The organism is Haloferax gibbonsii (genome assembly GCF_001190965.1).
Classification (GTDB): domain Archaea; phylum Halobacteriota; class Halobacteria; order Halobacteriales; family Haloferacaceae; genus Haloferax; species Haloferax gibbonsii.
Genome location: NZ_CP011948.1, coordinates 105,649 through 124,349 on the forward strand (window position 1 = coordinate 105,649; position 18,701 = coordinate 124,349).

The window sequence follows — 18,701 nt, forward strand, 5'->3', positions numbered from 1 at the left end:
AATACTCGTTGGCAACTGAGACTCGTCCGTGGCCAGACCCGGTTCTCGTCTCCCCCGGAACTTATACACCTCAGATAGTGGACCCGGAGAGACATCCGAAGGCCGCAGTCACTACTGTTTGGTATATGAGCACATGGTCTACGTTTCCCGAACGCGCCGGAACGGTCGTCGTCGGGGCCGGCTGTGTCGGCTGTAGCGCGGCGTATCACCTCGCCGAGTCGGGTCGCGACGACGTCGTCGTCCTCGACCGGGGTCCGCTGTTCGAGACGGGGGGGTCGACCTCTCACGCCCCCGGTCTCGTGTTCCAGACGGCCGGGAACAAGCTGATGACAGAGATGGCGTCGTACACGCGCGACCTCTACGACGGGTTCGGCGACTTCCGGACATGCGGTGGCATCGAAGTCGCCTACACCGAGGCGCGCTGGGACTTCCTCAAACGCAAGCGCGAGTGGGGGCAGTCCTACGGCATCGACGAGGGCGAACTTCTCACGCCCGAGGAGGTCGAAGCGCGCGTCCCGCAGATAAACTCCGACGTTATCTACGGCGGGTACTACGTCCCGTCGGACGGAAAGGCGGACGCCGTTAGCGCCGCCGAGTCGATGGCGGAGCAGGCACGCGAGGTAGGCGTCGAGTTCTACGGCCACACCGAGGTCACGGACATCGACATCTCTGGCGGCAGTATCGATGCGGTCGATACCGAACACGGCCGAATCGAGGCCGACGAGGTGCTCGTGGCCACGAACATCTGGGGGCCGTTGTTCGGCGAGATGGTCGGCACGGACATCCCGCTCGTGCCCTGCGCGCACCAGTATCTCGTCTCCGACGAACTGGACGAACTCGCGGGCGCAGAGCGCGAAATCGAACAGCCGCTGCTTCGGCACCAGGACCACTCGCTGTACTACCGACAGCACGGCGAGCGCTACGGTATCGGCTCGTACAACCACGAGTCGCTCCTCGTCGACCCGGCGGACATCTACGGTCCCGACAAGCTCGACGACCTCGGACTCGAATACCCGTCTCTCCGCGAGTTTACGGAGGAGCACTTCTACGAGAACACCCACCCGGACCACGACCGGTCAGCGTTCGACGCCGCCAGCGAACTCGTTCCCGGTTTCGAGGACTGCGAGTGGACCTCCGCCATCAACGGGATGTTCTCGTTCACGCCCGACGGCATGCCCATCCTCGGGCCGGACGAGGACACGGACGGACTCTGGTGGGCGCTCGCCGTCTGGGTCACGCAGTCCGGCGGCGCGGGCGACATCGTCGCCAGTTGGATGGAGGACGGGACGCCGCGGCTCGACGGCTCCCGAGTCAACGCCTCCGGAGCGCACGTCTCCCGGTTCCAGTCTCACACGGGCAGCCGAGAGTACACCTACGGCCGCGGAGCACAACAGTACCGGGAGGTGTACCAGCTCATCCACCCGCGTGAGCAACCGAGCGGACAGCGTTCCCTCCGCCGGAGCCCGTTTTACGACCGGCAGGCCGACCTCGGCGCGGAGTTCTACGACAGCGACGGCTGGGAGGTCCCACAGTGGTACAAGTCCAACGAGACGCTCCTCGAAACGTACGACGTTCCCGACCGGCCGGACTGGCTCTCGCAGAACTGGTCGAAGGTCCACGGCGCGGAGCACCAGCACCTCCGCGAGAAGGTCGGCATGGTCGATATGACGACGTTCACCCCCATCGAAGTGACGGGACCGGGTGCGTTGGAGTTCCTGCAGGGTCTCCTGACGAACGACGTGGACGTCACGCCGGGCCGGATGCGCTACTCCGCGATGCTCAACGAAGACGGCGGCGTGCTCGCCGACCTGACGGTCGCTCGCCTCGGAGACGAACGGTTCGTGCTGTTCACCGGGGGCGGAAGCTCGGCGACGCTCCACTCGCGGTGGGTCACAGAGCACGCGCCCGACGACGGTTCCGTCGACGTGACCGCGCACGTCTCCAGTCGGACCGGCATCGGCGTCTTCGGCCCCGACTCCCGGAAGGTGCTTTCGGACCTCGTCGAGGCCGACCTCTCGAACGACGAATTCCCGTTCTACTCCGCGCAGGAGACCTACCTCGGGAGCATCCCCGTGACGATGCTTCGACTCTCGTACGCCGGCGAACTCGGTTGGGAGATTTACGCCCCGACCGAGTACGGGTGCCAGCTCTGGGACGCGATTCGGGAGGCCGGCGAGGAGCACGACATCGCTCCCGTCGGCTGGGCCGCGCTCGACTCGACGAGCATGGAGAAGGGGTACCGTCTCTGGGGGACGGACCTCACGCCCGAACACACGCCCTACGAGGCCGGAATCGGCTTCGCTGTCGACCTCGACACGGACTTCGTCGGGAAGGCGGCGCTCGTCGAAGACAACGCAGACGACAGCACGCCGAGCGACCGAATCGTCCCGATAACCCTCGACGAGGAGGGCGCCGTCGTCGACGCGGGCCATCCGGTGTTCGCCGACGGCGACGTCGTCGGCTACTGCTGTCGGGCGGATTACGGCTACACTATCGACGCCGGCATCGCGTACGCCTACCTCCCCGAACAGTACGCCAGCGCGGGACAGGAAGTCGAAATCCGGTACGAAGGTGACGCCTACCCCGCAACGGTCCGGTCAGGGCCGCTCTTCGACCCCGACCGCGACAAGCTAATCCGGTGAGGGACGATTGCCGGTGCGTCACCGCCTCCGGTCACCCACATCCCGCTTCCTACCCACTCGGTAGGGCCGTCTCCGTCGTCTCCGTTGCTGACTTCACTCGCTGTCCGTCTCGTGAATCCCGTCCGGCTCTACGGAGTTCAGCAGAGTCGGATTATCCGAATTATTCAGAGTTCTCGTCGTCGACGCCGCGCTGTTCGAGGACGCGCTCGACGATTTCTTCGGGGTGTTCGGTGGCCACGTCGAGCGCGGCGTTGTGGAGTTCGCTCTTCGTGACGCCCTTGAGCCCGTGGTCGCGGGTCAGTTCGCGCTCCACGTCGTAGGTGATGATATCGTCGAACTCGTCGGCGACCGATTCGAGCACGTAGAGCGCCTTGTGAACGGTCTCGTCGAACTCGAACGCGGGGCGCTCTCGGGGGTCGATTTCGTCGAGCGGTTCCGGTTCTGGCTCCGGTTCGGATTCGGCCGCGTCGGTGGCGTCAGCGCCCTCGGGCTCCGGTTCGGATTCGGGTTCCGACGCGGACTCCCCGCCTCCCATCGCGGCGTCGAGGTCGCCGAAGGGGTCTTCGCTCATCGGGCCACCTCGCCTTCTTCGACGATTTGCGCGAGTTCGTCGTAGCACGCCAACTGGTCGCAGGTGCTGTCGTAATCCCGCAGCGGCATGTGCTCGCGAATCGACGCGTCGATGGCCGAGCGGTGCCGAATCCCCGGCTTCGGCAGGTCGTCGTCCCACTCGCCGTCGTCGATGGCCTCGAACACCTCCGGGTCGGTGTACGCGAAGTTCGGGAGCTTCGACGCGATGTTCGGCTTCGAGACGAGCGCCTCCACGAGCCGTCTCGTCGGGCGGTCGTGGTCGATTCGGTCCCGGAGGTCGGTCGGTACGACGGCGAGGATTTCGAGGTCGAAGTGCTCCCGCGCGGGCGTGATAAGCCGCTTGACCGTCTTTTCGAGCCCCGAGAGCGCGCCCGACTCGGGGCGCATCGGCAAGACGAGGTTCTGTGTGGCGTACAGCGCGTTGTCGTTGAGTTTCCCGCGCGCCGCGGGGCAGTCCACGACGACGTAGTCGTAGTCGTCGCCGAGAAGCGGGTCGATGACGCGCTGTTTGAGCCGCGCCGACCCCATCATCACGCCGCCGAGGTCCGACTCGACCTGTTCGATGCGGTCGTTCGACGGGAGGAGGTCGATTTCGAACCCGGTCTCCAAGATGAGCTCTCGCGGCTCCAACTCGGCGTCGTCGAGGAGCACGTCGCCGAGGTGCGCTTCCGAGTAGAACTCCTCGCCGAACCCGAGGCCCGTCGTGGTGTGTCCGTTCGGGTCGAGGTCGACGAGCAGCACGTCGCTGCCCCGGTGTGCGAGCTCGCGGGCGAGGTTGATGGAGGTCGTCGACTTGCCGATACCGCCTTTGAGGAGACAGACGCTGACTGCACGTGACATGATGGGGATATCCGTGATAGCGAGATTCTCGGCACAGTTGAAATAATTATGGTTACTCCGACTCTTTGAGAAGTTCAAATAATCCAAGTAATTCTAATAGTTTCTATTCGGGTCGTGTCAACTCGATTCGCGCTCTCTCCTTCGACTGGCGGCCCGAATTGTCGCCGGCAGTAGCTATTTGGGCCCGTTGTGTGCAGATAAATTCGTGACAGATTGGTTGCCCGGCCGAGGGCTACGCGCCCCCGAACTCTCGCCGCAGACGGTGACGCTCGCGGTCGCCGCCGCCTTGCTCCTCGCAGTCGTCGGGCTCCACCCAGTCTCCGTCCTTCCGGTCCGGTCGCAGTACGCGCTCTCGGTTTTCGTCGTCGCGCTCCTGCTTTGGTTGACGAAACCGGTTCCGTACGTGATTTCGAGTCTGGCCTGCGTCTCCCTGTTGTACGCCCTCGGCGTCGTGGACTCCTTCGAGGCCGCGGTGAGCGGCTTCACCTCCTCGCTCGTGTACTTCCTCCTCGTGCTGTTACTCCTCGGCAACGCGGTCCGGTCGGTGGGGTTGGATACCCGGTTAGCGAGCCGACTGCTGTCCCCGGACAGCACCCCTCGCGGGGCGTTTCGTTCCATCGCGCGAAACGTCCTCGTGCTGGCGCTGTTCATGCCGTCCGCGATGGCCCGTGCGGTCGCGTTCATCCCCATCGTCGAGGAGGTGACCGAGGAGTTCGACCTCCCGGCGCGAAGCGGGTTCGAACGGGCGACGTTCCTCCTCTTGGGTCACATCAATCCCATCGCGTCGATGGCGCTCATGACCGGCGGCGGGATGGCGCTGGTCACCTCGGGCATCCTCGCGACGAGCGTCCGACCGCTCTCGTGGGTCGAGTGGGCCGTCTTGATGATTCCGCCGACAGTGGTTCTCTACGCGCTCGCCGCCGCGGCCGCCGGTCTCTTCAACGCCGTCGATGCCGACTCGACTGTCGACCCCGGCGAGCCGGGGATTGCGGACGCGCCCCCCGACGGCGAGTTGACCCGCGAACAGGGACTCGTCGCGGCGGTGATGGCCGGTACCGTCCTCGCGTGGGTCGTCGGGTCGTTCGTCGGACTCCCCGAGATTCTCCCGGCGGTCGTCGCGGTCACCGTCCTCGCGCTTCCGGGAGTCGACGTTATCGACGCCGACGACGTCAAGCAACTCAGTTGGGGCGTCCTCTTTCTCATCGGCGCGACGCTGTCGATTCTGGACGCCCTGGAAGCGACCCAAACCATCGCGCTCGTCGTCGACCTCCTCGCGCGGTTCGTCCCGTTCGAGGCGTTCAGCCACTGGCAACTCGTCGGGCTGCTCCTCGGGTTCGCGGTCGTCGTTCGCGTGCTGTTTTCGACCGGGTCGGCCGCCATCGTGGTGATTCTCCCCATCGTGCTGCGATTCGCGGAGACGTTCGGCGTGACGCAACTCTATCTCGGACTCGCGGTCCTCCTCGTGGTGGGGTCGACCACGATCCTCCCGTTCAACACGACCGCCGTCCTCGTCTCGCTAGACCGCGGACCGCTGACGAACCGGGACGTGACGCTGTTCGGGTTCGTGACGATGGGCCTGTCGCTCGTCGTCGTGACCCTCTCGTGGCTCTTCTACTGGCCGCTCGTCGCCTGAAACGTTGACGAGGGCGTCGCGAACTCGGGCCGGTATCATCGCCCGTTGCGGTAACCACCGGTCTATTTGTAGGTGAACGGTATCTGCCCGGTACGGGTGAGTTCGCATCTTACGTGTTGAGTTTACGACGGCTCCGACCGGCGTCATGTCGAAGATAGATCGCCGCCTGCGAGACGCCCGGAGCATCGAGTTGGACAACGCGTTTTACGTCGAGGACGGGACGTGGATCGAGTCGCTCACTATCGCCTCGAACGGCCCCTTCGACGTGGAGTCCCTCCTCGCCGACATCTCGGGCGTGACCGTCTTCTACGACGAGGAGATTCCGACCGCCTCGACCGACGTGCAGATACGTCGAGTGACGATTCTCGCCAACGAGTCGTACCCGTTCATCCTCGGACTGGTTCTCAGACAGGAGACGATTCCGAACCGCATCGTCCTCCAAGACGGCGTCTTCGAGGTCGTCGCCACCGCCCAGGACTGGGACCACTTCAGGGAACTCGCCGACGAGATTCAGGAGACGCTCGGGGAGTTCGAACTCCGCTCCGTCACGCAGGACGAAGCCCCGGGTGAACCGCTCGACAGCGGCCGATTAAAGGAGGTGTTAATCTCCAAGCTGACCGACGACCAACTCGCGGTTCTGGAGACGGCATTCAACCACGGCTACTTCCACATTCCGCGGGAGATCTCTGAGACCGAACTCGCCGAGGAACTGGGTATCGCGCAGTCCACGCTGAGCGAACGACTCCGGACCGCGGAGCGAAATCTGCTCGAACTCATCTACGGTCCGCGACAGGAGTAGCTCACTGCTTGTTGGAGAATATTGCCGCATCCTGCCGACCGAGTATATAAAGAACGATAGATATCGGGCCGTATCGGGAACAGCACCATGGAAGATACTCCATAACAAGCGGTCGCAATGTCGGAGAAAAATCGTGATAGTTCGGGTGTCGAACGTGGAACTGGCCTTACGCGACGCGACTACGTGGCGGCGACTGCGACCGCCCTCGGCGTGACCGGACTCGCCGGGTGTACCGGTGGCGGCGACGGAAGCGGCGGGAGCGACGGCGGGTCGAGTCTCACCCCCGAGGTCCCGTCCGGAACCCCGGAGACGGTCGAGACGAAGTACTGGCGCGAGTGGGAGACCATCGACGCCGACGAACCGCCGCTCGACTACAGCGCGACCGCCGGCGCGGTGTTGGACCCCGTCCCGGTCGAATTTTCGAGCGAGGACGACCCGTGGATGCGGGAACACGCGCTCATGGTCCAGCGCGGGCTTGACGCCCTCGGCGTCGGGACGCAACTCAACGACCGACCGCTGAACCAACTGTACGCCCAGAGTTGGGACACGAAGGGGCTCGAAGCGATCATCTCGATGAGTACCCACGGTCCGGACCCGCAACGCGGGCTGGACCCGAACCCGCTTTTGATGCGGCGGAGCGAGACGAGCCTCTCGAACTACGACAACTACTACCACCCCGACCTGCAGGAGGTGCTGACGGAACAGAGTCAGACGACCGACCGCACCGAGCGCGAGGAGCTCGTCGCCGAGGCGCAGCGCATCTTCAGCGAGGACGTGGGCGCGCTCATCACGCTGTTCCCCGATATCATCACCGCGGTCAACACGGAGCGCTGGAGCGGCTACGTCCAGACGCCGGGCAACGGGCCGACGAAGGACTCGTTCGTCTGGTCGGAGGTGAACCTGCAACCCCAGACCGACGACCGGACCTACATCAAGGGCGTGACCACCTCGATGAACTCGCTGAACCTCCCGTGGGCCGCCGGCGGCGCGGAGGCGAAGCGGCTGACGTTCATTTACGACGGCCTCTTCGACGCCACGCCGGACCTCGAAGTCGTCCCCGCGCTGGCGACCGGCGGCGGGTTCGTCGACGACACCACCGTCGAACTCACTCTTCGCGAGGGCGTCGAGTGGCACGACGGCGAGCCGTTCACCGCGGAGGACGTGAAGTTCACCGTCGAACTGTACAAGGAACACTCCTCGACCAGTCAGACGCCGTTCTACGAGCCGGTCGAGTCGGTCGAGGTGCTCGGCGACCACGAGGTTCGGTTCAATCTGAAGGGCCCCGACGCGGCGTTCATGACCCAGCGCGTCGTTCGCAGCGTCATCATCCCCAAGCACAAGTGGGAGGACGTGGAGAACCCGTCCCAGCACAACCCCGAGTCGCCCGTTGGCACGGGGCCGTTCACGTACGAGAACTGGGAGCAGGGAACCCGCTTCGAGGTCTCGAAAAACGAGGGCCACTGGATGTTCGACGACGACTGGCGGGCAGACGTGCTCGGCGACCAGGCCACGACCGGCGAGGGCGTCGACCGCGTCATCTGGATAAACGTCGGCAACATCGACTCCATGATCGGCTCGCTGCAGGGCGGCGAAATCGACGCCATCGGCACGACGCTCTCGAACTCGCAGGCCGACCGCGCCGCGAGCACCGCCGGCGTCGAAAAGATGACCTCGGGCAACTTCGCGCCGCTCGACACGAAGCTGATGTTCTCCTGTCCGCTCGTCCGCGACAAGGAGTTCCGCGTCGCCCTCGCCAAGTCGGTCGACACCGAGGGCTTCGCCGCCGACGTGCTGCAGGACCGCGCGACCGTTCCGAGCGGGGAGAACCCGATTTCGGACCTCACGCCGTGGCACACGTCGGACACGACCCACTACGAGTTCGACATCGACGGGGCGAAATCGCTCCTCGAACAGGCCGGCTACACGCGGGACGGCGACGGCAACCTCCGGTTCCCCAACGGGGACGCGTGGGCCGCCTTCGTCGAGCGCATCCAGCCCGGGAACATGCACAAGCGCCGCGACGAACTCGGACAGGCGGACTTCTCGTGAGGTGACACGCATGTCGAACACTATCCACTCGTGGCGTTGGGGGGTCCGGCCATGAGCGAGTTCCAGCGGTTTCTCGCAAAGCGGCTCGCCATCTCCATCGTGCTCACCCTCGTGGCCGTCTCGGTCATCTTCGTCGTCCTGCGGCTGCTTCCGGGGAGTCCGTTCGAATCTCTCGTCACCGCGGGCAACCTGAGCCAGCAGCAAATCACCGAGATTAGAGCGATGTACGGCCTCGACCAGCCGATGTGGCGGCAGTACCTCAGCTACCTCCAGAGCATCCTGCTGTTCCAGTTCGGCTACTCCATCCTGCGGAGCCAGCCCGTCTGGGGGGTACTGGCCCCGCGGCTCGTCAACACGCTCATCCTGCTCGTCCCCGCGTTAGTGACGACGGCGGTCCTGAGTTCCCTCCTCGGGATGTACGTCGGCTGGAACCGCGGAAGCAAACTGGAGAAGCTCAGCATCATCACCACGACCTTCCTCCGGTCGACGCCGGTGTTCATCACGGGCATCCTGTTCGTCATCGTCTTCGCGTACAACCTCGAACTGGTGCCAGCTTTCGGGATGCGCTCTATCAGCGCCTCGCCGGAGGGCTACGTCGAGACGTTCGCCTCGCTCGACTTCCTGCACCACTACATCCTGCCGTTTACCGTGTCGGTGCTGTACTACAGCGGCGACTTCCTGCTGTTGGCGCGCAACGGCGTCGTCGAAAAGCGGGGCTCTGAGTTCCTCAAGCTCCACCGCGCGAAGGGGCTCTCGGAGATGCAGCAGCTCGCACGCGCGGGCCGGAACTCCATGCTGCCGATTCTGACCTACTTCGCGCTGCGTCTCGGGATGATATTCCAGGGACTCATCCTGCTCGAAGTCGTCTTCGGCTGGCCCGGCATCGGCCGCGAACTCGTGCTCGCCATCCAACAGCAGGACTACCCGCTGGTGCAGGCCGCCGTGTTCATCATGGCGCTCGCGGTCATCGTGGCGAACCTCGTCGCCGACGTGCTGTACGCCTACTTCGACCCGACCGTCTCGACCAGCGGAGGTGGTGCCGCGTGAGCACCGAGACGAAGCCCGAAGCCGAACTGAAAAAGCGCGTCGAGGGGGTCGCGGAGACGCTCCGCGACCAGTTCACGTTCCTGCGACGCGACCGCCTCGCGTTCGCCGGCGTCCTCATCGTCGCGGCGTTCGTCTTCCTCGGTCTCCTCGGCCCCGCGCTCGCCCCGCACGACCCCATCGAGCACACCGTCCGCGACGACGCCGGCTCGATGCTGCGGCTGTCCGAACCGACCGGCGCGGCTCCGTTCGGGACGACCGCCTACGGCAAAGACGTACTGAGCCAGTTCCTCGCCGGCGCGCAACCGACGTTCATCGTCGGACTGTTCGGCGGCATCGGGACCGGTGCGCTCGGCTTTCTCGTGGGACTCGTCAGCGGGTACTACGGCGGCTGGGTCGACGAGGTTCTCATGCGTATCACGGACCTCACGTTCTCGCTGCCGTTCACGCCGATGGCGCTGTTACTCCTGACGTTCGTGACGCCGAGCGTCTGGCTCATGACGGGTATCATCGTCGCGTTCCTCTGGAAGATGCCCGCCCGCGTCGTCCGCTCCGAGGTCCTCTCCGTCAGAGAGCGCACCTTCGTGAAGTCGGCGCGCGCCAGCGGCGCGAGCGACTTGCGGACGATGCTCTACCACGTCGCGCCGAACGTGCTCCCTATCGGCTTTCTCTACACGGCCTACGGCATCGCGTGGGCCATCGCCGCGCAGGCCAGCCTGGCGTTCCTCGGATTCGGCGACCCGACCGTCACGAGTTGGGGCCGGATGCTCCGACAGGTGTTCGAATCGGGCAACATGCGCGTCGCTTGGTGGTGGGTGCTCCCGCCCGCACTCGGCATCGCGGCCATCACCACCTCGGTGTTCCTCATCGGCCGCGCCTACGAAGAAGTCATCAACCCGGAGATTCAGACCGAACAATGAGCCTCCTCGATATCACAGACCTCACGGTCACGTACTCGACCGACAGCGGAACCGTCCACGCCGTCAACGACGTGTCGTTCAGCATCGACGAGGGCGTCAACTACGGCCTCGCCGGCGAATCCGGCTCGGGGAAATCGACGCTCGCCGAGGCGGTTCTCGGTCTCCTCCCCAGCAACGGCTCCGTCGAATCCGGCAGCATCGAATTCCAGGGCCGGGACCTGACCGGCCTCAGCGAGCGCGAGCGTCGCGACGTGCTCTGGGAGGACATCGCCTACATCCCCCAGAGCGCGATGGACTCGCTCGACCCGGTGATGTCCACCGGCGCGCAGATTCGGCAGGCGATTCAGACCCACCGGAACGTCACCGACGACAAGGCGCGTTCGCGGGTCCGAGAGCTGTTCGAAATCGTCGGACTCGACCCCGACCGAATCGACGACTACCCCCACGAGTTCTCCGGGGGGATGCGCCAGCGCGTGACCATCGCCATGGCGCTCGCGCTCGAACCGGACCTCATCATCGCCGACGAGCCGACCACGGGGCTCGACGTCATCGTTCAGGACAAGATTATCGACAAGATTCTGGAGATACAGGACCGGATGGACAGCTCGTTGCTGCTCATCACCCACGAAATCGGCGTCATCGCCGAGACGTGCGACGAGCTTTCGATACTCTACGGCGGGAAGGCCATGGAACAGGGAAGCGTCGACAACGTCCTCGTGAACCCCACGAACCCGTACACGATGGGGTTGAAGAACTCCTTCCCGGAGATAGAAGAGGGCGACCAGGACCCCGTCTCGATTCCGGGGTCGCCGCCGAACCTGAGCGAGGCACCCGGCGCGTGCGTCTTCAAGGACCGGTGTCCCTTCGCGACCGAGGAGTGCGAGGCGTCCCATCCGGACCTCGTCGACCTGCCGAACCGAAACCACCGCTCGGCGTGCCACCACGTCACCAAAGCCGCCCAGATGCGGCGCGACGCCACCGACCCGGAGACGTGGGGCATCCCCGACAGCCACGACGAATCGGACCGCGGCGAGGTGCTCCTCGAAACCGACGGTCTCGAGAAGTACTACGAGCAGAGCCAGTCGCTCTTGGAGCAACTCAGGGGGAACGACCCGAACTACGTCCGCGCCGTCGACGGCGTCTCCCTGCGCGTCCGGCGGTCCGAAATCCTCGGCATCGCCGGCGAGTCCGGCTGTGGGAAGTCGACGCTCGGCGAGACCATCGCGCTCCTGAAACAGCCGACCGGCGGCGAATTCGTCTTCGACGGCGAGCCCTACGAGCACTACGTGGACGGGAACATGCGCGAGTTCCGCCGGAAGGTTCAGATAATATTCCAGGACCCCTTCGACTCGCTCAACCCGAGACAGACGGTTCGGCAGTTGGTCGGCGAACCGCTCACCATCCACGACTACCGGACCGACGAGCGCGAACGGGCCATCATCGAGACGCTGGAGAAAGTCGGGCTCACGCCCGCGCGGAAGTTCCTCGACCAGTACCCGCACCAGCTATCGGGGGGCCAACGTCAGCGCGTCGCGGTGGCCAAGGCGCTCGTTCTCGACCCCGACTTCCTCATCTGCGACGAGCCGGCGTCGATGCTCGACGTGTCGCTGAAGGTGAACCTACTGAACCTCCTGCGTGAACTCGCGGACACCGAGGACATCGGCATCGTCTACATCTCCCACGACCTCGCCAGTCTGGTGCAGGTGTCGGACCGGCTGGCGATTATGTACCTCGGTCGGGTCATCGAGGAGGGGGACGTCGAGTCCATCGCGGCCGAGCCGAAACACCCGTACACCACCTCGCTCCTCGCGGCCGCTCCCGAGAAGGACCCGACGGTCGACCGCGACCGCGTTCTGCTCGACGGCGAGCCACCGAACCCGGTCGACCTCCCGTCGGGCTGCGTCTTCGCCCCGCGGTGCCCGAAGGCCGAAGACGCGTGTCGCGAGAATGAACCGGGTCTCGACACCGTTCGTGACGGCGAACACCGCGCCGCTTGCTACTTCCCGGACGGGGAGACCCCCGCCGACGACCCCGCCGACGACCGCTCCGGCTCCGCATACGGGAACCCCGAGTTCTCGTCGCCGGCTAGTGGCGATTCGGCGAGCGACTGACGCCCTCCTTCGGTTCCTCTCGCTTGGTCTCTTTGGCGACCGCTCAGGAGTTCCGCGTTCCGACTCGGGTCTGGGGTTCGACCCGGCGCGACAGAATTGTCCAAAATAGAAAATTCCACCGAAGAAAATATTTGAACAGTTTTCAAATTATTGGGCGCATACTCTCGAAAAAGACCTGCAATACAAATTCTAAAATCCAATCATGGGTCACTCATCCAAGGAATTTAGAAAGAATGTATTGATTATCTATTCAGACCGGTTAAAAACGCGAACTATATGCTATGGGCGTGCCTTAGTGGTTGAATTGCCGTCTTCGACCGAATATAATATTGTAGTATATTTGAATTTCTATCTCTGGTTTGAACTGCTATCGACCGAAACTCTCCTTACGCCAACTCGGAGATATCGAACACCGGCTTGCACGTCCCGCCTTCGATGAACGTCTCGAAGGCCTCGTCGGCTTCGAGCAGCGAAAACCGGGTGTCGACGAACGTCTCGCAGTCCACGTCGCCGTCGCGAATCAGGCGGAAGGAGCGCTCGAAGTCCTCGTACATCGAGGCGTACGAGCACTGCAGGTCGATTTCGGCCCGGACGAGCGGGGAGTAGGGCATCGAGGTCTCGCCGGTCTGACCGACGAGGACGATTTGGCCGCCCTTGCGGACCTCTTCGACGGCCGTCGTGAGCCCCGAGGGGTGGCCGGTCGTGTCGAACACCACGTCGTAGCCGACGCCGTCGGTGTGTCGCTCGCGGCGCGCCTCGGTGTCGTCGTCGGCGACGTTGACGGTCTCGAAGCCGAGTTCCTCCGCGAGCGGGAGCCGATAGTCGGCGTCCTGTCCCACGCCGGAGACGACGACGGTGCCGCCCTGTGCGGCCGCGACTTGGGCCGTGAGCAGACCGATCGGGCCGGGTCCTTCGACCAGCACGCGGTCGCCCGCGCCGACGCGAGAGTTCTCGATGACGGCGCGCGCGGCGATGCTCGTCGGCTCCGCGACCGCGGCGTGCCGCTGTTCCACGTCGTCCGGAATCGGATGGAGGGCGCGTTCCGGGACGGCGATGAACCGCTCGTAAGCGCCGTCGTGGTCGACGCCGGTGATGACCGCGTCCTGGCAGACGTTCTCCTCGCCGATGCGACACTGGTAGCACTCGCCGCAGCCCCGAATCGGCCGTTCGACCACGCGGTCGCCGACGCCGAACTCGGTCACGCCGTCGCCGACTTCGACCACGCGCCCGGCGTACTCGTGGCCGATGACGGTCGGGAGCTCCATCCGCTCGAAGGCGGATTCGAACTCGTAGATGCCCGCGTCGCTTCCGCAGAGGCCGGCGTAGTCGACCTCCACGAGCACCTCTCCGGCGCCCGGTTCCGGTTTCTGTCGCTCGACGAACTCCATAGCGCCGGAGCTACGCTCCACTTTGGCAAGTCCTCGCATGAGAGCACATGTGGCACGGGTCCGTAAAAACGTATTGCATGCGGCACTCCCATCGCGCGTTCCGCAACTATCATGTCGGCACCGTGCGGACTGGAACCATGGTCGCATACGAGCACACGCCAGTCTCCGTCAGTGACAAGCGCGCTGTCGTCGTCGGCGGGACAAGCGGCATCGGACAGGCAATCGCTCTCGGATTCGCCAGCGAGGGGGCGGACGTACTCGCAACCAGCCGACGCCAGTCGGCGGTCGACGAGACGGCCGACGCCATCGAGGAGTTGGGCGCGAACGCGGTTCGGGAGACGTGCGACGTGACCGACCCGGCCTCGCTCGAACGCGTCCGCGAGCGCGCCGTCGAGGAGTTCGGCGGTATCGACGTGGTCGTCGCCTCGCAGGGCGCGATCTCCCGCGACTCGGTCCGCGACATCGACGACGACGCCTGGGACCACGTCACCGACATCGCGCTCGGGGGCGTCCGCCGCGTCACGCAGGCGATGGCCCCGGCCGTCGCCGACGGCGGGTCGATTATCAACATCTCCTCTCTGGCCGCGCGACTCTCGATGGCGAACCTCCCCGCCTACTCGGCGGCGAAGGGCGGCGTCGAGGCGTTCACCCGCGCGTCGGCGAAGGAACTCGCGCCCGAGATGCGCGTCAACGCCATCGCGCCGGGGTTCGTCATCACGCCACAGAACGCCGACACCTACGCCGAAGGGACCGAAAAACGCACGCGAATCGACGAGCGAACGCCGCTCGGTCGAGTCGCGGAGCGAGAGGAAATCGTCGGCGCGGCGGTCTACCTCGCGAGCGACGCGTCTTCGTTCGTGACCGGTGAGGTCGTCACCGTCGACGGCGGGTTCGCCGACAGCGCCTTCTGACGCGACCCTCCGTATCTTCTTCCGCACGTCGTCATCCCGTCGCCGGCCGAGAGGGTTCTCTCGAACACCCGTACTGCCGTCGACGCGCGGTCACCGCCGGTTCCGAAGGGCGACTCGATAGGTGTTCTGTAATGGAGAACGTTGTCTACGGCGCGGAATCACGCTCGGTCTCGTATCATGACTCTCCTCGGTGCTCGCCCAATCCGGTCGCTTTCGCCGGCCTCCGCCCTTCTGCATTACAAGCGTACCTGTGTAATCTGGGCCGCGACCGTCCAGCGTCAAGCGCTTGCGTTGTGAACATTCCCGGTCGATATCGACGACCCATCGTTCTGTGATAGAGAACTTGTTGATTCGGCCGCCCCCGGGCCGAAGATACGCTGAATGTCAACGATACGCACGCAAAGACGGACTATCTCTCCTGTCTCTGGCAGACGTGTCTCTTCGGGGAGGCGGCAGACCGTGAGAACACGTCCGAAACCGCCGAAATCATGAACGTCGAACGTTCCGTCTCTCTGCGCCTGTGTTCTGACCATGAGAACAACCCTGTCGGATGCCAGCACGACGGTTCCGAGCCCTTGGCGGCCACGTCGCGGCCGCCGTTCGGCGGTCGGCTCCTCGTCGCTCGGATACGACCTCCTCTCGAACTCGCTCTCGTCCCGCGATTCCGCGCCGTTCGCCGCCAGTTGGTGTCCACGTCGGGACGTACTTTTATAACAATAGATGGTAATGGGGATACTGAATGCAGTACCACCAGCTTGAGGTGTCGGGAGAGCGCTGTCTCACGGCAACTCGCGACTCCACGACGTACGACCTCACGAGCGCCGACGAGGATCTCCGGACGTTCGGGGATTTGGCTCGGGTGGCCGGTATCGCCCGAATCCCAATCGACCGACTCGCCGCCGAACTCACCGAAAACGCCGACGTGATCGACCAAGAGTTCGTCGACCAGCACACGACCGTCCCAGTTGACGCCGAAGAAGTCTGGGCGGCGGGCGTCACCTACCAGATCAGCGAGCAGGCGCGCGAAGAAGAGAGTTCCATGCCGGACATGTACTACGACGTGTACGATGCCGACCGGCCGGAGATTTTCTTCAAGGCCACACCCTCTCGGACGGTCGAACCGGGCGCCGCCATCGGCGTCAGGGACGACTCCGAGTGGGACGTTCCCGAACCCGAACTCGGGATCGTCCTCCGGCGCGGCGAAATCGTCGGGTATACTGTTGGCAACGACGTGAGCAGTCGGTCGATTGAAGGCGAAAACCCACTGTACCTGCCGCAGGCGAAGGTCTACGACCGCTGTTGTTCGCTCGGCCCGTGTGTGGTCACGCCCGACGACATCGACGACCCCCACGAGTTGGAGATGAGCATGACCATCGAGCGCGACGGGGAAGTCATCTACGACGACGCCACGAACACCAGCGAGATGGTCCGCAGTTGCGAGGAACTCGTGTCGTACTTCACGCGCCACAACACGGTCCCCGAACTTGCGGTCATCCTCACGGGTACCTCGCTCGTCCCCGAACAGCCGTTCGACCTCCAAGAAGGCGACCGCGTCGACATCACCGTCGAAGATATCGGCACCCTCTCGAACGGCGTCACCACCGTATGAACTCCACACCCACCGACAGCCTCGAAGAGTTCACGCGCCGTGACTGGCAGGGCGAGGACGTGACGGGCACCGTCAGGCTCGCCATGATCGGTCTCGGCTGGTGGACCCGCGACGAGGCGATTCCCGCGGTCGAGGAGTCCGAGTTCTGCGAGACGACGGTCGTCGTCAGTAGCTCGAAGGAGAAAGCCGAGGGCGCGAGGGAGTTGGCCGAGTCGATAACCCACGGGCTCACCTACGACGAGTTCCACGAGGGCGTCGCGGCCGACGCCTACGACGCGGTGTACGTCGTCACGCCGAACGGGCTACATCTCCCGTACGTCGAGACCCCCGCCGAGTTGGGGAAGGCGGTCCTCTGCGAGAAACCGCTCGAAGCGTCGGTCGAGCGGGCCGAGAAGCTCGTCGCCGCCTGCGACCGCGCCGACGTGCCCCTGATGGTCGCCTATCGGATGCAGACCGAACCGGCCGTCCGACGCGCCCGCGAACTCGTCGAAGCCGGCGTCATCGGCGATCCGGTGTTCGTCCACGGCCACATGTCCCAGCGCCTGCTCGACGAGGTCGTTCCCAACCCGGACCAGTGGCGGCTCGACCCCGACCTCTCCGGCGGCGCGACCGTCATGGACATCGGGCTCTACCCGCTGAACACCGCCCGGTTCGTCCTCGACGCCGACCCCGTCCGCGTCAGGGCGCGCGCCCGAGTCGACGACGAGGCGTTCGAGGCCGTCGGCGACGAACACGTCAGTTTCGGCGTCGACTTCGACGACGGCACGCTCGCGGTCTGCACCGCCAGCCAGTCGGCCTACCAGTCGAGCCACCTCCGGGTGACCGGCACCGAGGGGGAACTCGAAATCGAGCCCGCGTTCTACAACCGCCAGAAACGCGGCTTCCGGCTGTCGTGGGGGGACCAGTCCGCCGACTACGACTTCGAGCAGGTGAACCAGATGACCGAGGAGTTCGACTACTTCGCGTCCCGCCTCCTGACGGAGACCGACCCCGAGCCCGACGGCGACCACGCGCTCGTGGACATGCGCGCGATGGATGCGATTTACGCCGCGGCGGAGCGCGGCACCGACGTCCCGGTCGACACCGACGTCGACTCCGCCTCCCACGAGGCGTAAGTCCCGATTCGACGCGTTTTCGTCCGGAGTTTTATTATCGGGGTCGCCGCACCTCCCCGCATGCAGTTTGGTATCCTCGGCACCGCAGGTATCGGCATCGAATCGGTGATTCCGGCGATTCAGGCGAGCGACCACGCGGCGGCGGCCATCGCGTCCCGCGACGAGACGCGGGCGAGCGCGGTCGCCGACGAGGTCGGCATTCCCACCGCGTACGGCAGTTACGAGGCGCTGTTGGCCGACGACTCCCTCGACGCGGTCTACATCCCGCTTCCCAACAGCCTCCACGCCGACTGGGTTCGAGCGGCCGCCGACCACGGTCTGCACGTCCTCTGCGAGAAGCCGCTGACCGCCAGCGCCGACGAGACGGCCGCGGTCTTCGACTACTGCGAGGACGCGGGCGTCACGCTGATGGAGGGGTTCATGTACCGCTTCCACCCGCGGACCGAGCGGGCCGCCGAACTCGTCGCGTCGGAACTCGGCGAGGTCGTCTCGGTCACGTCGAACTTCTCGTTCCGGCTGCCCGACGGGGCGGAGAACATCCGCATCGAACCCGAACTCGCGGGCGGGAGCGTCATGGACGTCGGCTGTTACGCCATCAGCGCGGCGCGGCTCTTCCTCGGGACGCCCGACCGGGTGTACGCCACCACGACCGACACGCGCGACTGCGGCGTCGACACGCGGATGTCGGGCGTCTTGGAGTACGACTCCGGCGCGACCGCCAGCGTCGAATCGTCGTTCGACACGCCCGAGACGCAGTACTACCGCGTCCAGACCACCGACGGCTGGCTGGAGGCGAAGACCGCGTTCAACATCGAGCCGACGGCGTCCGCCGAACTCACCTACGCGACCGACGGCCGCGTCGTCACGGAGACGTTCGACCCGATAGATAACTACCGACGCGAGGTCGAGGCGTTCGCCCGCGCCGTCGAGACCGGCGAGACGCCGCGAATCGACCGCGAGGAGTCCGTCGACCTCATGCGGACCATCGACGCGGTTTACGAGAGCGCCGACACCGGGCGCGCGGTCGACCTGAACTGACCGCCCGCGGC

The 18,701-nt window shown here is 65.2% G+C and carries 14 protein-coding genes; 11 read left to right on the plus strand and 3 right to left on the minus strand.

The annotated features are described in order from the left end of the window. Positions 1 to 125: 125 nt before the first annotated feature. Entirely contained in the window at positions 126 to 2,642 is a 2,517-nt protein-coding gene (locus ABY42_RS15475; protein WP_050460019.1) for a GcvT family protein, read from the plus strand. Between the two features lie 160 nt (positions 2,643 to 2,802). On the opposite strand, the gene ABY42_RS15480 is transcribed toward ABY42_RS15475, so the two are convergent. Both ABY42_RS15480 and ABY42_RS15485 read right to left on the minus strand, forming a co-directional pair. Then, positions 2,803 to 3,213: a hypothetical protein gene (locus ABY42_RS15480; protein ID WP_004972237.1), complete on the minus strand. Its 411-nt coding sequence runs from the start codon at positions 3,211 to 3,213 to the stop codon at positions 2,803 to 2,805. Continuing rightward, the gene (locus ABY42_RS15485; protein WP_004972235.1) at positions 3,210 to 4,073 is read right to left on the minus strand and encodes a ParA family protein; all 864 of its coding nucleotides are present in this window, start codon (positions 4,071 to 4,073) and stop codon (positions 3,210 to 3,212) included. The genes ABY42_RS15480 and ABY42_RS15485 overlap by 4 nt, the downstream gene beginning before the upstream one ends. 262 nt (positions 4,074 to 4,335) lie before the next feature. On the opposite strand from ABY42_RS15485, the gene ABY42_RS15490 reads away from it, so the two are divergent. The 6 genes from ABY42_RS15490 (at position 4,336) to ABY42_RS15515 (ending at position 12,629) form a co-directional block, all read left to right on the plus strand. Continuing rightward, positions 4,336 to 5,706: an SLC13 family permease gene (locus ABY42_RS15490; RefSeq protein ID WP_004972233.1), complete on the plus strand. Its 1,371-nt coding sequence runs from the start codon at positions 4,336 to 4,338 to the stop codon at positions 5,704 to 5,706. 145 nt (positions 5,707 to 5,851) lie between these two features. Then, entirely contained in the window at positions 5,852 to 6,505 is a 654-nt protein-coding gene (locus ABY42_RS15495) for a helix-turn-helix domain-containing protein (RefSeq protein WP_050460023.1), read from the plus strand. 183 nt (positions 6,506 to 6,688) lie between these two features. Next, positions 6,689 to 8,554 (plus strand): ABC transporter substrate-binding protein, encoded by a 1,866-nt coding sequence (locus ABY42_RS15500; RefSeq protein WP_004972229.1) that lies wholly within the window; start codon positions 6,689 to 6,691, stop codon positions 8,552 to 8,554. Between the two features lie 51 nt (positions 8,555 to 8,605). Next, positions 8,606 to 9,601 (plus strand): ABC transporter permease, encoded by a 996-nt coding sequence (locus tag ABY42_RS15505; protein WP_004972227.1) that lies wholly within the window; start codon positions 8,606 to 8,608, stop codon positions 9,599 to 9,601. Next, positions 9,598 to 10,518 carry an ABC transporter permease gene (locus ABY42_RS15510; RefSeq protein ID WP_004972224.1) on the plus strand — a complete coding sequence of 307 codons (921 nt, stop codon included), beginning with the start codon at positions 9,598 to 9,600 and terminating at the stop codon, positions 10,516 to 10,518. Before ABY42_RS15505 ends, ABY42_RS15510 begins: the two co-directional genes overlap by 4 nt. Next, positions 10,515 to 12,629 (plus strand): dipeptide ABC transporter ATP-binding protein, encoded by a 2,115-nt coding sequence (locus ABY42_RS15515; RefSeq protein ID WP_050460024.1) that lies wholly within the window; start codon positions 10,515 to 10,517, stop codon positions 12,627 to 12,629. Before ABY42_RS15510 ends, ABY42_RS15515 begins: the two co-directional genes overlap by 4 nt. A 386-nt stretch (positions 12,630 to 13,015) precedes the next feature. Here ABY42_RS15515 and ABY42_RS15520 read toward each other — a convergent pair whose 3' ends face one another. Then, positions 13,016 to 14,056: a zinc-dependent alcohol dehydrogenase gene (locus ABY42_RS15520; protein WP_004972220.1), complete on the minus strand. Its 1,041-nt coding sequence runs from the start codon at positions 14,054 to 14,056 to the stop codon at positions 13,016 to 13,018. Between the two features lie 98 nt (positions 14,057 to 14,154). Between ABY42_RS15520 and ABY42_RS15525 the strand changes: the two genes are divergently transcribed. The 4 genes from ABY42_RS15525 (at position 14,155) to ABY42_RS15540 (ending at position 18,690) form a co-directional block, all read left to right on the plus strand. Then, on the plus strand, positions 14,155 to 14,928 hold the full coding sequence (locus ABY42_RS15525) for an SDR family NAD(P)-dependent oxidoreductase (RefSeq protein ID WP_050460026.1): 774 nt from the start codon (positions 14,155 to 14,157) through the stop codon (positions 14,926 to 14,928). A gap of 739 nt (positions 14,929 to 15,667) precedes the next feature. Continuing rightward, positions 15,668 to 16,537: a fumarylacetoacetate hydrolase family protein gene (locus ABY42_RS15530; RefSeq protein ID WP_050460027.1), complete on the plus strand. Its 870-nt coding sequence runs from the start codon at positions 15,668 to 15,670 to the stop codon at positions 16,535 to 16,537. Then, complete coding sequence (gene gfo6 / locus ABY42_RS15535) at positions 16,534 to 17,652, plus strand: D-xylose 1-dehydrogenase Gfo6 (protein WP_050460028.1); 1,119 nt, start codon at positions 16,534 to 16,536, stop codon at positions 17,650 to 17,652. Before ABY42_RS15530 ends, gfo6 begins: the two co-directional genes overlap by 4 nt. Positions 17,653 to 17,712: 60 nt before the next feature. Continuing rightward, on the plus strand, positions 17,713 to 18,690 hold the full coding sequence (locus ABY42_RS15540; protein ID WP_004972193.1) for a D-xylose 1-dehydrogenase: 978 nt from the start codon (positions 17,713 to 17,715) through the stop codon (positions 18,688 to 18,690). Positions 18,691 to 18,701: the final 11 nt, after the last annotated feature.